The following is a 14,665-nucleotide window of genomic DNA, read 5'->3' on the forward strand; positions in this document are numbered from 1 at the left end:
AAAGCCATGAGCGTCCGGCCGAGCGAACTCCCCACCCGCCACACCGAGCGGGCGGTGAAGCGGACCGGATTTCGACCCGACATCGAGGGCCTGCGGGCGGTCGCGGTCATCGCGGTGGTGCTCTATCACGCGGGCATCCCGGGGATCACCGGCGGATACATCGGCGTGGACGTGTTCTTCGTCATCTCCGGCTTCCTCATCACCGGGCTGTTGTTCCGGGAAGTGACCTCCACCAACACCGTTGCGCTGGGCCGCTTTTACGGAGCGCGGGCCCGTCGCCTGCTGCCGGCCGCCGCCGTCGTCGGCGTACTCACCGCCATCGGCGCGGCCGTCGTGCTGCCGCCGCTGCAGGCGCGCAGCGTGTTCCTCGACGGCATCGCCAGCGCCCTCTACGTCGGCAACTACCGGTTCGCGACCCAGGGCACCGACTACCTGACCCCGCACCTGGAGTCGCCGTTCCAGCACTACTGGTCGCTCGGCGTGGAGGAACAGTTCTATCTGGTGTGGCCGGTGCTGATCATCGGCACCGCCTGGCTGGTTCGGCACGTCCCGGCGCCGCGGGGCGCCACCCCGTATGCGGTGGTCCTGGGCCTGGTGGGGGCGCTTTCGCTGGCGGCGGCCGTGCCGTGGAGCCGGACTTCGCCGTCGTGGGCGTTCTTCTCCCTGCCGACCCGCGCCTGGGAACTGGCCGCGGGTGGCCTGCTGGCTTTGTCGATCCAGCAGTGGCGCCACCTGTCACTGCGCACGGCGTCGATCGCCGGGTGGGGCGGGCTGGCGCTGATCCCGCTGACCTGCACTCAATTGGATGCGCACACCCCCTACCCCGGGACCGCGGCGCTGATGCCCGTGCTGGGCACCGCACTGGTCATCGGCGCCGGCAGCGTCACCCGCGGCCTGGGGGCCGGCCGGCTGCTGTGCCGGCCGGCGATGCGCGCGATCGGCCGGATCTCCTATTCCTGGTACCTGTGGCACTGGCCGGTGCTGCTGCTGATGCCGGCGCTGCTCGGGGAGCCCGCCGGCCTGCCGGCCCGGCTCGCCGCGACGGCCGTGTCCGCCGGGCTGGCCATCATCACGCTGCACCTGGTCGAAAACCCCGGCCGGTTCGCCGCCGCCCTGCGCCGGTCGGCGAGGGCCAGCCTGGCCGTCGCCGGGGCCGCCAGCGCCGTCGCGGCCTGCGCCTGCATGCTGTTGCTGAACGTGGTGCCGGTGCCGGTCGGTCATGGGGCGGCCGCCCCGCGGGCCAACATCGTGGCGGCTCCGCCCAGCGCCGCCCCCGCCGTCAGCGCGCCAGAGGCGGCGGTCCGCGCGGCGTTCGCGCAGGCGCGCGCAGCCGTCGCCGCAGCGGCGAACCTGAACGCCGTTCCCGCCAATCTCGATCCCCCGCTCGCCCAGGCACCCGCCGACAAGGCCGCGGTCTTCGTCAACGGGTGCGTCCGCTCCTGGCGCGAGGTCGGTCAAAACGACTGCGCGACGGGGGATCTCGCTTCGCCGACGAGGGTCGCCCTGATCGGCGACTCGCACGCCGCCATGTGGGATCCCGCCTTCGAGCAGGTCGCCGAGCAGCGCCACTGGCGGTTGGAGACGTTGGCCAAAGTGACCTGCCCCATGCAGGATCTGCACATCGTCAGCCCGTACCTGGGCCGCGAGTACACCGAGTGCGAACAGTGGCGCGGCCAGGTCATGGCCCGGGTGGCCGCCGAACATCCGCGCCTGGTGGTCGTGGACATGAGCCGGCGCTACGCCGCGGACTTCGGCTTCACGTCCTACGACCCCGCGTGGATCGACACCCTGGGCCGTACCGTCGCGCAATTGCGCGGCACCGGGGCGGCGGTGTTGATCCTCGGGCCCGCCCCGGATCCCCATTCGTCCCTGCCGGCTTGCCTTTCCGCGCACCTCGACGACGCCGGCGCCTGCGCGCCGACGCGGTCCGCCGCGGTCAACGACGACGGCATCGCCGCCGAGCGTGCGGCAACCACCGCCGGCGGCGGCCAGTACGCGGACCTCACCGACCTGTTCTGCACCCCCGACCGCTGCCCGATGATCGTCGGCAACACCCTGGTGTTCCGCGACGACAACCACGTGACGACCGAGTACGCGCGGTTGCTGGCGCCGGTCATGGGCACGCTCGCGGACCGGGCAATCGCGGGTGGGTGAGCGGCTGTGAACCTCTGGTGGTTGACGAACGTCATATCAGCGAAGGGTTTTGGGAGGTTGTAGGGGATGACTCCGCTGCTGCTGGCCTGCATTGCGGCCGCCGCTCCAGTCGCCGGGTTCGGCTTGCTGAATTTGCAAGCCCGCCTGGAGCGATGGGACTACGAACGCCACGCCGAGGACTGAACCTCAGTCGCAAATCCGCGTGGTCACGGCCGGACTCCGCGCGCACCGTCCAATCCCACCTGACGCACGCCTACGCCAAACTCGCCGTGTCGTCGCGGGTGCAGCTCGCTCAGGAAGCCGCCCGCCACGCCTAGGCCGACAGCTGGGTCCGGATCAGCGGCGCGATCTTGTCCGCCATGTATTGATGCCCCGCGTCGTTCGGGTGCACGCCGTCGGCGCCGATCAGGTCGGGCCTGCCGACGAACCAGCGTTCGGCGATCGGATCGACCCACGTCGCACCCACGGCACCGGCCGCCGCGGCGAGCGCGTCGCGAATCAGCAGAATCGGGAGGGGCACGTCGGCCGTCGGCCACGGCGGTCCGATCACCAGAAACCGCGCGGACGGCGCCAGCCGGCGGGCCAAATCGAATGTGCTGCGGGCTTTTTGACCGATCACATGCGGATCGATCGGCTCGTCGTTGCGGGAGCCGAAGAACACCACCAGCACATCGTCGGCCTGCACGGCCCGGGAGGTTAGGTCCTCGAACACGCTGCCGTGGTCGCCCGGCATGCCGTAACCGGCCCTGCCCTCGGCCGCGACGTCGGCCGAGATCCGCTCGCCTCGCGCGGCGAGCCCGTCCCACGCCCGGGAGGGCCACGATCTCGGGCCCAGGCCGCCCTCGCCGGTTCCGGTGGTGTAGGAATCCCCGACGACGGCCAGGTGGTTCAACCGGAAATCCAGCGTCAACGTGTCGTAGGTGCGCACCTGGGCGGGATGGGCGATGCCGACGCCGACCAGAAAGGTCAGACCGATGACGAAGGTGGCCAGACGACTCACCACTACCTCCCCTGTCAAGGCATCGTCATGTGCCACCGGATTTCATCAATTATCGCCCGCGGCTCGCGGTGGGCGCCAAGACAACCGTCACACGGCGCGGGCTGAAACCTTGTCCAGCGAACGGTCGATCGGATGGACCTTGCCACCCGCGGCCTCTTCGGGTTCGCTTCTCGCGGTGACGGCTTTGACATCCACCATCTTGCGCATCCACCGGCGGGCGGGCTCTTCGACGAAGTGATACATCGCGATGGAGATCAGCACCGCGATCGCGAGCAGGCCGATGACGTTCCACTTCCACGGATTGTCCTGCGGCACGAGCTCGAATTGCTCGACGGACCATCCCCAGGCGGTGTGCACCAGCTCGTGAACCATGTACAGGCAGAACGAGATCTGCCCGCCGTACACCATCAACCGTGTTGAGAGCACCCTCGGCAGGCTGCCGACACCGATCGCCAGCGTGATCACCAACGGAATGAACAGGATGTCGACCACGCCGCCGCTGTCGTTCTCCACGACGCCGGAGATCGGATGCGCGTCAAACCAATACAGGACACCGACCATGGCGGCCAGGAGAAGCAGGGACAGGTACCCGGCGACGCGACGGCACCGATCGGTCAGCCGCAGCCTGCGCACGGCGGCGCACGCCAGCGCGCCGGCGACGAACTGCGTGACGATGCGCGGCAGCCAGCTCCACGGGGTGTAGAAGTGGCCGCTGGCCAGCAGCATGATCACGGGCGGCAACGCCGCCGCGAACGCCAGCACCATCAGGCTGCGCGCCCGCGTGGCCTGCTTCATCCGCAGGATCACCAGCACCAAGAGGCCGAAGAGCAGGTAGGCCAGCCATTCGGCGCTGATCGACCAGGCCGGCCCGTCCCAACTGGAGTCATCGAAGAAGGGCACGAACCACAGCTGCACCAGCAGGATTTGGCGGACGTAGCTCATCGCGGTGAGCTGGCCGGCGTCGGGCGACGGCACATGGCCGACGTGCAGGGTGAAGATCACCCACAGGGCGGCGAGGTGCAGGGTGACCAGGTAGACCGGCCACACCCGGGCCAGCCGGAGCCACAGGAAGTGCAGGGTCGCGCGCGTCGACCAGGCCCGGCCCATCCGGTCCAGGTAATTCCAGGTCAGCACGAACCCGCTGAGGATGAAGAACAGGTCGACGCCCTGGGCCCCGCAGTTGAGCACGGGTGCGAGGGCGTCGCGGAAGTCGGGTCCCACGTCGCCCAGCATCGGCCGGAAGTGAAACAGCACGACCCACAGCGCGGCGACGATGCGCAGTCCCGTCAGGGCCTTGATCTCTCCCCTGATCTCTGCGCCGCGCACGATGCTCTTTCCGCCTGGACTCCACGTTCGCCTGGTAGCTCGGCTGACCGGGCGACCTCGCGCTGTCACAAGCCCCCGCCTCGCAACCGGTAGCCCTGGCAGCCTAGCAGCGCAATCCCCCTGACGCGCGGTTGGTTATGGTGTGGCACGCGGCCTTTCGCCGCGAATCGGCACCGGACGAACTTTGCTCGGCGTGGCGCGATTTGGCGGCGAGAATCGCTTCTTAAGAAAAAGTTAGATGCGGCTTTCACCCTCCTTAACCTTGCGGTTTAGCGTCAAAGGCATAGCGAGCGCCACGGAGAGTGAGGGGTGCCCATGACGATCGCCGATGTCGTGACACGGGATCGAAACGGCATCTTCGAGTGCGGCGGTGCATGGGTTCGGGCCCACCGCCGGCAACTGGCGACCGTGGTGACGATCCGGGGTGAGATAGACGCCTGCAACACCGACCGGGTCGGCGAGCATCTTCGGCGTTTCGTCCTCGGAGAGGACCGTGTGGTGCTCGACATGAGCGGCGTAAGCGAATTTGCTACGGCGGGCATTTCACTTCTGGAAACCTTCGACGACGCGTGCCGCGCCGAGGGGGCGCAGTGGACCTTGGTGGCGAGCCCGGCGGTCGCCGCAGTGGCGGCCGACGGCGGCTTTTCCGACAATTACTCGGTACCCGAGGCGCTGCACGACCTGGCCGACGCCATCGCCAGCCGCCGTCGGATGGCGCTGCCGCTGGTCAGGATGTCTTAGCGCGCCGTTCACGGCGCTGCCTGGCGATTCCCACCACCGCCAACACCCCTGCGCTGGAAAGCAGCAACAGGGTCAGCAGCAGCAGCTGCGGGTCGTACACCAACGACGTGGTGAACGGCTGCCCGTCCGCGATCGGCGCCACCGCCACGGTGTGGTGCGCACGCGCCCAGCTGAAACCCGCGCCGATCAGCGCCGCACAGGCCAGGGCGAGTTCGACCCACGCCCTGTTGCTCCGGTAGCGGGCGCTCACTGCGCGGATCCCGCGTCGTCGTCTCGGTCGAAGTCGGTGACGTCCGCGGGTTCGACCCGCTCCTGGACGAGGGGGGTCAGGGCCGCGCGGAGCTCACGGTGCCTGCGCGCCCACGCCTGCGCGTAGCGGGCTCCGGTGAGCTTGAGACCGATGCCGATCCGGCCGCGCGGCACCCCGACCAATTCGCCGAGGGCCCGCGCCGACTGCCACCGCTCCAACTCCTTGCCGGAGGCTTCGTGGTTCTCCGGTTCCGGATACACCTTGAGGATCTCGCGCACCAGAATGGTTTCGGTGCCCTGGCGCAGGGCGTCTTCGGTGAGCTCGACCGAGACGTGGATCCGTGCCGCCTTCACCTGCAAGGCGACGAACCCCGACACCAGCACCAAGAAGATCAGTGGGATCACGAACGACACGGGCGCGCCGCTCCAGATTTCGATCAGGATCATCGCGCCCGCGGCCACCGGGCCCCACAGCACCCATATCCAGCTGGCGCCCGGTTCGTAGAACAACGGCTTCCGCTCCGCCGCCGTCGACTCGGAATTCACAGCAAGCCCCATCTCACGAAAGCCAACCCGCCACGTCGGCGGCCCAGTAGGTCAGCACAATATCGGCTCCGGCGCGGCGAATGCTCGTCAACGACTCGAGCGCCGCCACCCGCTCGTCGATCCAATTGTTGGCGGCCGCAGCGCAAATCATGGCGTACTCCCCCGAGACCTGGTAGGCGGCCACCGGCACCGGTGACACGTCCGCCGCGGCTGCCACCACGTCGAGGTAACCCAGCGCGGGCTTGACCATCAGGATGTCCGCGCCCTCGTCGAGGTCCAGCCGGATCTCACGCAGCGCTTCGCGGAAGTTGCCCGACTCCTGCTGGTAGGTCCGCCGGTCGCCGGACAGGCTGGAGCTGACCGCCTCGCGGAACGGGCCGTAGAACGCCGAGGCGAACTTCGCGGCGTAGGCCAGGATGACCACGTCGGTGTATCCCGCGGCGTCCAGGCCGTCGCGTATCGCGGCCACCTGACCGTCCATCATCCCGCTCGGACCCACCACGTGCGCGCCCGATTCCGCCTGTGCCACAGCAAGTTTCACGTAACGGGCCAACGTGGCGTCGTTGTCCACGCGGCCCCTGGCGTCCAGGACGCCGCAGTGCCCGTGGTCGGTGAATTCGTCCAGGCAGGTGTCGGCCATCAACACCGTCGCGTCGCCGAGGTCCTTGGCAAGATCGCGTAGGGCGAGGTTGAGGATGCCGTCGGGGTCGGTGCCGGCCGACCCCGTCGCGTCCTTGTCCTCGTCGCGGGGCACCCCGAACAGCATCAGCCCGCCCACCCCGGCGGCGACGGCGTCGGCCGCCGCGCTGCGCAGCGAATCGCGGGTGTGCTGCACCACGCCGGGCATGGAAGGGATGGGTCGCGATTCCGATATCCCGTCGGCGACGAACATCGGCAGCACCAAATGCCTTGGCTCCAACGATGTCTGGGCCACCAGACGACGCATCGCGGGGGTGGAGCGGAGCCGGCGCGGGCGCTGCCGCGGATAGCCATTCATGGAGCGGTTTCGCAGCTGCCAGCGTGCGCAGTTGTATGCGCTTTACGGCGTGTCGTCGTACAGACACGCACGCTCGCCCGCACTGCGCCCACTAGCGCCTGCGGCTCTTCTTACGCGGCGGTGGCAGCGCTCCCTCGGCGCGCAACCGGGCGGCGTGCTCGGCCAGTGCGTCGACCAGCGGACCGACGGCGGCCGTCTCGGGCTGCACGTCCACCCGCAGGCCGAATTCCGCGGCGGTCTCGGCGGTTTTGGGACCGATGCAGGCGATGATGGTCCGCGCGTGCGGCTTGCCGGCGATGCCGACCAGGTTGCGCACGGTGGAGCTGGAGGTGAAGCACACCGCGTCGAAGCCGCCGGTCTTGATCATCTCCCGCGTCTCGGCCGGCGGCGGCGCGGCGCGCACCGTCCGGTAGGCGGTGACGTCCTCGATCTCCCAGCCGCGCTCGCGCAGTCCCTCCGCCAGCGTCTCGGTGGCGATGTCGGCCCGCGGCAGCAGAACCCGGTTCACCGGGTCGAAAATGCTGTCGTAGTCCGGGAAGTCGTCCAGCAGGCCGAGCGAGGACTGTTCGCCCGCCGGCACCAGCTCGGGGCTGATGCCGAACGCCCGGACCCGATCGGCCGTCGACTCGCCGACGCAGGCGATCTTGACGCCCGAGAACGCCCGCGCGTCCAGACCGAACTCGCCGAACTTCTCCCACACCGCGCGCACCGCGTTGGTGGAGGTGAACACCACCCACTGGAAGCGGCCGTCGACCAGACCCTTGACGGCCCGTTCCATCTGGGCGGGGCTGCGGGGTGGCTCGACGGCGATGGTCGGCACCTCGATCGGCAGCGCACCGTAGGACGTCAGCCGCTCACTCATCTCGCCGGCCTGGTCCTTGGTGCGGGGCACCAACACCGTCCAGCCGTACAGCGCGCGGCTCTCCCACCAATTCAGCTTCGCCCGGCTGGCCACCGTCTTGCCGATGGTCACCACCAGCGGCCCGGTCAACGGGCCGGCCGGGTCCGTGCCGCCGAGCACGGCGGAGTCGGTCAAACCGCCCAGCGTCGTCTCGATCGACCGCTGCTGGCAAGTGGTCCCGTGCGCGGTCACCACGCACGGCGTGCTCTCGGCCAGCTCGTGCTGGATCAGGGTGCGCGCCGCGTCGGCCAGATGCGACGTGGTGGCCTGCAGGATCAGCGGGCCGGGCGCCGCGGCCAGAGCGTCCCAATCCACCTGCGGGTCGCGCACGTCGGCCACCGTGTGCGACGAGCCCAGCGGCAGCCCCGCGTAGGTGGGCACGGCGCCGGTCGACGCCAGGCCGGGCACGATCTCGATGTGCAGGTGGCTGCGCGCGACCGCGTTCACCTCGGTGATGACCGCGTCGACCGTCAGCGGGTCACCGGCCACCAGCCGGACCACGTCGACGCCGGTACGGGCCTCGGCGGTCAGCGTCTTGGCCACCTCGGCCGGCTCACCGAGCGCCGGACGGACATCCGGACCGGCGGATATCACCGCGGGCTGCTCGGCTGCGCCGGTGGCCGTGTCGCCGTTGCCGGCGGCGGCGTCGGCCGGCGCGGGTCCCGAAACGGGTGGTAGATCCTTGCCGATCAGCTCCAGCACCGGCTCCGGCACGTCGGGGTCGGTGAACACCAGGGCGGCGTTCGCCAAGACCGTGGCGGCCCGGGTGGTCAACAAACCCGGATCGCCGGGCCCGGAACCCACGTACGTGATGCGGCCGGGTGTCGGCTTACGCCCTCGCGTCGTCATTGTCGCTCCCACGTCACTCGCGATTAATTTCCTCGGTTCGGGTCCTGCCGCGCTTCGGCCATCAGCTCTCGGGCGCCGAGTTCGAACAACTCCGCGGCCACCGATATCCCCAGCTCCCGCGCCCGGTCGGCGGTGCCGATGCCGGACGCGCGTATCACGTCGGACCCGTCCAGCGCCGCCACGCAACCGCGCAGCGACAGCTCTTCGAAGACGCGGCCGTCCTCATCGATGGACTCGACCACCTCGGCGATCGCGCCCACCGGTGCGGAGCAACCCGCCTCCAGTTCGGCCAGCAGGGCTCGCTCCGCGGTGACCGACGCGCGCGTGTCGGCGTCGTCCAGCTCCGCCAGCACCGCCGCCAACCCATCACCAGCGCGGCACTCGACGGCGAGCGCGCCCTGAGCCGGTGCTGGCAACATCTGCACCGGCTCTAGCGTCTCTGTGACATCGTCGAGGCGACCAAGCCGGGCCAGTCCGGCCCGAGCCACCACGATCGCGTCGAGATCACCATTGCTTACCCTGTTCAACCTGGTATCTAGGTTGCCTCGTAGGGGGCGGATTTCCAAACCGAGACCCAATGCTCTAAGCTGCGCGGCCCTGCGCGGGGACGACGTGCCCACCAGCGAACCCGGCGGCAACTCCCCCAGTACCAGCCCGTCGCGCGCCACCACCACGTCGCGGGGGTCGTTGCGCGGCGGTATCGCCGCGATGGTGAACCGCGGGTCGTCCGCCGTGGGCAAATCCTTGTGCGAGTGCACCGCGGCGTCCACCCGACCGTCGTTCATGGCCTCGCGCAGCGCGGTGGTGAAGGCGCCGACGCCCAAGGTCTCGATGGGCGCCGACGAGCGGTCGCCGGCGGTGGTGATGATCACCAACTCGGCGGGGTGACCGTTGGCGATCAATGCGTCCCTGACGACGCCGGCCTGGGTGGTGGCCAACAGGCTGCCCCGGGTGCCTATCCGGATCACATTCGCCAATCGGCTACTCGGCGGCGGGCTCTTGCGTCCCGGCGTCGAATCCCGTTGATATGACGGGTAATTCGCCAGCGGCGACGGCGTCGACGGCGGTCTGGTCGAGTTCGAAGAGTTCACGCAGGGCCTCGGCGTAGCTGTCACCGCCGGGGGCGCTGGCGAGTTGCTTGATGCGCACGGTCGGCGCGTGCAGCAGCTTGTCCACCACCCGCCGCACGGTGCGCGCCACCTCCTCGCGGTGGGCGGTCTCCAGGCCGGGCAACCGGTTGTCCAGGCGCAGCAACTCCGCCTCCACCACGTCGGCGGCGCGCTGGCGCAGGGCCGTCACCGTCGGGGTGACCTCGGCCATCCGCTGGCCCGCCAGATAGGCGGCCACTTCGGCCGCCACAATGTGGCGCGCGTGGTGCACGTCGGACGCCGCGGCGTGCGCCGACGGCTCGTGCTGCACGCGGTCCACATCGACGACCCACACACCGGGCAGGCCGGCGACCGCGGGGTCCACGTCTCGCGGCATGCCCAGGTCGCAGATGACCAGCGGACGGGTCGACTCGTCGCGGCGCACGGCGGCCAGCGCGTGGTGCACGTCGGCAAGCGTCACCACCGGGCTCACCGCGCCGGTGCAGCTGACCATGACGTCGGCGTCGGCCACCGCGTCAGCCAGCCGGTCGAGGGACATCGTGTCGGCCTGTACCCCGGATTCGCGGATCTTGCGGGCCAGCCGCTGCGCCCGGGGCAGCGACCGGTTCAGGACGTGCACCCGCCCGACGCCGGAGCGGGTCAGGTGGGCCGCGGCCAGGGCGCCCATCGCGCCGGCGCCGACCAGCGCTGCCGTCTTGCCTTCCAGGCCGCCCAGCCGGCGTTCGGCCATGTCGAGTGCGACCGACACCACGGAGGCGCCGGCCGCGTCGATGGCGGTTTCGGAATGCACCCGCTTGCCCACCGACAGCGCCCGCTGGGCCAGCTCGTGCAGCACCCGGCCGACGGTGCGATTGCTTTCGGCGGTGGCGTACGCGCGGCGCACCTGGCCGAGCACCTGCTGCTCACCGACCACCGCGGAGTCCAGGCCGCTGGCCACCGCGAACAGGTGCTCGACGGCGGCCTCGCTGTAGCGGACGTACGCGTATTTGGTCAGATCCCCCATCGACATTCCGGAGTGATCCGACAGCACCTGCCCGATGGCCGCCAACCCGCCGTGGAACGCGTCCACCACCGCATAGACCTCGACCCGGTTGCATGTCGACAGCACCATCGCCTCGGTCACCAGCGGCGACTGCAACACTCGGTCAACGATCTTGCCCTGATCGGATTCGTCGATGCTGAGTTGTTCCAGGACGGAGACCGGCGCACTGCGGTGCGAAACCCCGAAGAGCAAGACGCTCACGGCAGCATCACCTGGCCAGCTCCCTTGCTTCCTCCAGTAACTGAACTGGTTTCCAAGGTAATCGTTTATCAGGTGGGCTACCAAATAATTGCCCAGCGTCACAGCGGCCCGCCGCCCGCCGCAGCGTCATCGCCCGAGATCCTTGCGCAGCCGCGGCTCGTCAAGGTCCCAGTAGCTGTGCTCGCGGCCGTCGAGCAGGATCACGGGCAGCCGGTCACCGAATTCGGCCCGCAGCGCCGGGTTGCCGGCGGCCGCGGCGGCGTCGACGTCGGTCGTCGACAGGTCGAAACCCAGCTCGGGTGCCAGCTCCGTGAGCCGGTCATGCACCCGCTCGCAGATAGTGCAGCCGTCGCGAGTCAGCAGTTCGACCTGGGGCCGTCGGGGGGCGTCGGTCATGGCCATCAGTCTGCACCGGTGACTTGTGGGGGCATCTAGCTGGCGTTATTTTCCGGTTATGGCCGACGAGACGGTGCGGGTTGACCCGGTGGTGATGCAGAGCCACGCCGTGTCCATCGGTGGCGCGGCAGAGCAGCTTTCGGGCCGCCTCGCCCAGCTCGACGATCAGGTGGGGCGCATGCTGGGCGGTTGGCAGGGCGCGTCGGGGACCGCGTATGCCTCGGCGTGGGAGCTTTGGCATCGCGGTGCGCGCGAGGTGCAGCTGGGACTGTCGCTGCTGGCGCACCTGGTGGGTCAGGCGGGCGAGGGCTATCGGGCCAACGAGGCCGGGTCCGCCGGGGCGGAGCGGGCGGTGCTCGGTGGCTGAGGCGTTTCGGGTGGATCCGCATGCGTTGGCCGACGCGGTGCAGCGGATGGCAGCGTTTCAGCGCTACGCCGAGGACATGATCACCGAAATCGATTCCCGCGTAACGCGTTTGCACACGACGTGGACGGGCGAGGCGGCGGCCGCGCACGCCGAGGCGCATCAGCACTGGGTGCGCGGTGAGGCCATGATGCGGGAGGCGCTGGCGCAACTCGAGAAGGTGGCCGCGACCGCGCACGGCAACTACACCGGGGCGATGTCGACGAATCTCGGTATGTGGTCGTGAACAGATGGCGCCGCTGGCGTGTGACCCTGTAGCTCTCGACGGCGCTGGCGCGACATTGCTCGCCGCAGGCGAGTCGCTGGGATCGGTGATCTCGGGCTTGGTCGCGGCGCTGGCCGGCAGCGCGGGCATGGCCGGCGACGATCCGGTGGGTGCGGCGCTGGGCCGCGCGTATGACGGCGCGGCGGCCAAGGTGATCGACGCGATGACCAGCACTCGCAACGGGTTGTGCAGCATCGGCGACGGCGTGCGGGTGTCGGCGCACAACTACGCACTGGCCGAGGCGTTGTCAGATGTCGGCGGTGGGGCTTCGGGCCTGCCGACGCCGCCGGTGACCCCGCCGCTGTCGCTCGGCGCGAAGCCGCCCTCGGCGGTCGGCGCCGGCAGCGGTGCCCCGGCGGGCTGGGGCTGGGTGGCCCCATACATCGGAATGATCTGGCCCAGTGGTGATTCGGCGAAACTGCGCGCCGCCGCCGCCGCGTGGGCCAGCGCGGGCGCCAGCTTCATGGTCACCGAGACCGCGGCTAGCAGCGGGACGATGGCCGCCCTTGGCGGCCAGCAGATCCCTGAGGGCGCAGCCATCAACAAGGCGCTGTGGGATGCCTCCGAGGCCACCATCAACGTCGCACGCCAGTGCCAGACGATCGCCGCCCAGCTCAATACCTACGCGGCCCAGGTCGACAAGGTACACGCGGCGATTCTGGACCTGTTGTCGCGCATCTGCGATCCGCTGACCGGGATCAAAGAGGTGTGGGACCTAATCACCGACGAAGACGAAGACGAGATCAAGAGGATCGCCGACGACATTCGCACGGTGGTCGACAACTTCAGCCGCGAAGCCGAGACGCTAGGCGCTCAGATCAACGCCGCCATGACGGCGGCCGCCGCAGCAGCCGAGGCCATGAGCCGGTGGACGGGAAAGGAGTGGGACCACTTTCTGCACGGCACCCCGGTGGGAAGAGTCCTCAATCACGTGGGCCAAACCCTGAAAGGTCTGGGAGTGGAGGGCTGGGATTATCTCGAGGGTCTCAACCAGTTCAGCCCGACACGCATCCAGACCGATCCGGTGGGCTTCCTCAAAGACACGGTGGGCATGGTCGAAGGGGAGGCCACGCTGGCGGGCTTGGGCCCCGACGGTCTACACGGGGCCGGCGAGGCGTGGAAAGCGCTGGGGAAGCAGGTCATCCACTGGGACGAGTGGTCCGAGCACCCCGACGAAGCGTTCGGAAAGACGCTTTTCGACCTCGGAACGTTGGCCGTACCCGGGGGCCCGCTGTCGAAGCTCGGCAAGCTCGGGCGCGGCATGGGCGATGCGCTGAGGGGTTTGAAAGAAGCAAGGGTGCCGGAGGGCCTGAAGCCGCCCTCGGTGAAGCCACCGACGGAGCCACCGCCCGCAGGCCCCAAGCCGCCGGAATCGGGACCGCCCGCATCCCCCGGCAAGCCCGAACCAGGCAGGCCCGCGCCCCCCGTCTCCGGCAAGCCGGTACCGAGTCCCGCTGACGGCCCACTTCCGCACAGCCCCACGGAATCCAAGCCGCCCGCCGGCGAAAAGCCGCCTGCGACTGGGGAGACACCGAAACCGATCGCCGCGCCGCACGAGGCCGCGGGCAAGCCCGCGTCCGCGCAGGCCGAGCAGGCGCAGATGCCCCACTCGAAGCCGGCCGAGCCGGCGCCAGCCCACGCGCCGCCTTCTCCCGCCGGCGAGCCGGCCGGTGCGCCTCCCAGCGCCGGTCCGCTGTCGCTACCGGAGCCGCACCTGCCGACGCCGTCCGTCCCCATGGGTGCAGCAGTACCCGCCGAAACGCCGCCCGGCCTCGGCGGAGTGCCCCACGGCGGTGAGCCGGGTGGGCACCCGCCGGAGATGCCTGGCGGTGGCCCTCAGGACGGCGGTCCACCGCCAGGAGATGGCGGATCCACACATCCGCCCGGTGAAGGATCGCCGCATCCGCCTGACGGAGCGAGTGGGCCGCATGATGGCGATGGCCAGGGACCCCACGACCAGATTCCTGACGACGGTGGCGACCACCAACTACCACTACGCCAGCTTGACTCGGATGATTTGGCCGCGCTGGCCCACTACACTGGGCCCGGATATCAGGGCCTAAATCTGGCTCTCCGGGAAGGGACATTGGACGCATCTCAACAGGCTCGTGTTGACGCCCTGCATAGAGCGTTGGAGAAACTACCGCCGTATGAAGGCACCGTAGTCCGAGGCACAAACCTGCCCGCCGATGTGCTCGAACGGTACAAACCCGGCGACATAATTACGGAACATGCCTTTACTAGCACTTCGACAGATCAAACTGTGGCCCGGTCACCAACTTTCGCCGGGAATACTGAATTTAGGATTTGGTCGACTACCGGACGGGATATTTCTGCCGTGTCAATTTTCCCTGGTGAGCAAGAGATATTATTCCCGGCCGGGTCAAAATTTTATGTGGTAAGTAAGACAATTGATCCAGAGACTGGTAGGACGATTATCGAGATGATCGAACGCTGACCACCCG

14 protein-coding genes and 1 pseudogene are annotated in these 14,665 nt (G+C 69.3%); 6 read left to right on the forward strand and 9 right to left on the reverse strand.

Going from position 1 to position 14,665, the window contains the following annotated elements:
- The first annotated feature begins 6 nt into the window (after nucleotides 1-6).
- Nucleotides 7-2,154, forward strand: a complete 2,148-nt coding sequence (locus BRW65_RS02450) for an acyltransferase family protein (protein ID WP_073870801.1) — start codon at nucleotides 7-9, stop codon at nucleotides 2,152-2,154.
- Nucleotides 2,155-2,372: 218 nt separating this feature from the next.
- A pseudogene (locus BRW65_RS32850) lies at nucleotides 2,373-2,471 on the forward strand (LuxR C-terminal-related transcriptional regulator); the annotation flags it as partial.
- On the opposite strand, the gene BRW65_RS02455 reads toward BRW65_RS32850, so the two are convergent.
- A complete protein-coding gene (locus tag BRW65_RS02455; protein ID WP_073871019.1) occupies nucleotides 2,468-3,154 on the reverse strand; it encodes an Rv0518 family GDSL lipase in 687 nt (228 codons plus the stop codon). The pseudogene BRW65_RS32850 and the gene BRW65_RS02455 sit on opposite strands and share 4 nt — an antisense overlap.
- 87 nt (nucleotides 3,155-3,241) lie before the next feature.
- Nucleotides 3,242-4,480, reverse strand: a complete 1,239-nt coding sequence (locus BRW65_RS02460; RefSeq protein WP_073870803.1) for an acyltransferase family protein — start codon at nucleotides 4,478-4,480, stop codon at nucleotides 3,242-3,244.
- Between the two features lie 315 nt (nucleotides 4,481-4,795).
- Here BRW65_RS02460 and BRW65_RS02465 point away from each other — a divergent pair, with 315 nt between their 5' ends.
- Complete coding sequence (locus BRW65_RS02465; RefSeq protein ID WP_073870805.1) at nucleotides 4,796-5,221, forward strand: STAS domain-containing protein; 426 nt, start codon at nucleotides 4,796-4,798, stop codon at nucleotides 5,219-5,221.
- Here BRW65_RS02465 and BRW65_RS02470 read toward each other — a convergent pair.
- The 7 genes from BRW65_RS02470 to BRW65_RS02500 form a co-directional block, all read right to left on the reverse strand.
- Nucleotides 5,208-5,471, reverse strand: a complete 264-nt coding sequence (locus tag BRW65_RS02470) for a hypothetical protein (RefSeq protein ID WP_073870807.1) — start codon at nucleotides 5,469-5,471, stop codon at nucleotides 5,208-5,210. The genes BRW65_RS02465 and BRW65_RS02470 overlap by 14 nt on opposite strands.
- Nucleotides 5,468-5,980 (reverse strand): DUF3093 domain-containing protein, encoded by a 513-nt coding sequence (locus BRW65_RS02475; protein WP_084187685.1) that lies wholly within the window; start codon nucleotides 5,978-5,980, stop codon nucleotides 5,468-5,470. The genes BRW65_RS02470 and BRW65_RS02475 overlap by 4 nt, the downstream gene beginning before the upstream one ends.
- Before the next feature lie 49 nt (nucleotides 5,981-6,029).
- Nucleotides 6,030-7,013: a porphobilinogen synthase gene (hemB, locus tag BRW65_RS02480; protein ID WP_073870811.1), complete on the reverse strand. Its 984-nt coding sequence runs from the start codon at nucleotides 7,011-7,013 to the stop codon at nucleotides 6,030-6,032.
- A gap of 91 nt (nucleotides 7,014-7,104) precedes the next feature.
- Complete coding sequence (locus tag BRW65_RS02485) at nucleotides 7,105-8,763, reverse strand: uroporphyrinogen-III synthase (RefSeq protein ID WP_073870813.1); 1,659 nt, start codon at nucleotides 8,761-8,763, stop codon at nucleotides 7,105-7,107.
- Nucleotides 8,764-8,786: 23 nt separating this feature from the next.
- On the reverse strand, nucleotides 8,787-9,731 hold the full coding sequence (hemC, locus tag BRW65_RS02490; protein WP_073871020.1) for a hydroxymethylbilane synthase: 945 nt from the start codon (nucleotides 9,729-9,731) through the stop codon (nucleotides 8,787-8,789).
- A gap of 13 nt (nucleotides 9,732-9,744) precedes the next feature.
- Nucleotides 9,745-11,115 (reverse strand): glutamyl-tRNA reductase, encoded by a 1,371-nt coding sequence (locus BRW65_RS02495; RefSeq protein ID WP_073870815.1) that lies wholly within the window; start codon nucleotides 11,113-11,115, stop codon nucleotides 9,745-9,747.
- Nucleotides 11,116-11,241: 126 nt separating this feature from the next.
- Nucleotides 11,242-11,511: a glutaredoxin family protein gene (locus BRW65_RS02500; protein ID WP_073870817.1), complete on the reverse strand. Its 270-nt coding sequence runs from the start codon at nucleotides 11,509-11,511 to the stop codon at nucleotides 11,242-11,244.
- Nucleotides 11,512-11,569: 58 nt separating this feature from the next.
- Here BRW65_RS02500 and BRW65_RS02505 point away from each other — a divergent pair, with 58 nt between their 5' ends.
- Genes BRW65_RS02505 through BRW65_RS02515 form a run of 3 tightly spaced genes read left to right on the forward strand, consistent with a single transcriptional unit; the run spans nucleotide 11,570 to nucleotide 14,658 of the window.
- Entirely contained in the window at nucleotides 11,570-11,878 is a 309-nt protein-coding gene (locus BRW65_RS02505) for a WXG100 family type VII secretion target (RefSeq protein ID WP_073870819.1), read from the forward strand.
- Nucleotides 11,871-12,161, forward strand: a complete 291-nt coding sequence (locus tag BRW65_RS02510) for a WXG100 family type VII secretion target (protein WP_073870821.1) — start codon at nucleotides 11,871-11,873, stop codon at nucleotides 12,159-12,161. The genes BRW65_RS02505 and BRW65_RS02510 overlap by 8 nt, the downstream gene beginning before the upstream one ends.
- A 4-nt stretch (nucleotides 12,162-12,165) precedes the next feature.
- A complete protein-coding gene (locus BRW65_RS02515) occupies nucleotides 12,166-14,658 on the forward strand; it encodes an ADP-ribosyltransferase domain-containing protein (RefSeq protein ID WP_073870823.1) in 2,493 nt (830 codons plus the stop codon).
- Nucleotides 14,659-14,665: the final 7 nt, after the last annotated feature.

Source organism: Mycobacterium paraffinicum (assembly GCF_001907675.1).
Taxonomy (GTDB): domain Bacteria; phylum Actinomycetota; class Actinomycetes; order Mycobacteriales; family Mycobacteriaceae; genus Mycobacterium; species Mycobacterium paraffinicum_A.

Coding starts and splice junctions, on each gene's coding strand:
- BRW65_RS02500 (WP_073870817.1), bottom strand. CDS start 11,511: ATGACCGACGCCCCCCGACGGCCCCAGGTCGAACTGCTGACTCGCGAC.
- BRW65_RS02450 (WP_073870801.1), top strand. CDS start 7: ATGAGCGTCCGGCCGAGCGAACTCCCCACCCGCCACACCGAGCGGGCG.
- BRW65_RS02485 (WP_073870813.1), bottom strand. CDS start 8,763: ATGACGACGCGAGGGCGTAAGCCGACACCCGGCCGCATCACGTACGTG.
- BRW65_RS02505 (WP_073870819.1), top strand. CDS start 11,570: ATGGCCGACGAGACGGTGCGGGTTGACCCGGTGGTGATGCAGAGCCAC.
- hemB (WP_073870811.1), bottom strand. CDS start 7,013: ATGAATGGCTATCCGCGGCAGCGCCCGCGCCGGCTCCGCTCCACCCCC.
- BRW65_RS02465 (WP_073870805.1), top strand. CDS start 4,796: ATGACGATCGCCGATGTCGTGACACGGGATCGAAACGGCATCTTCGAG.
- BRW65_RS02515 (WP_073870823.1), top strand. CDS start 12,166: ATGGCGCCGCTGGCGTGTGACCCTGTAGCTCTCGACGGCGCTGGCGCG.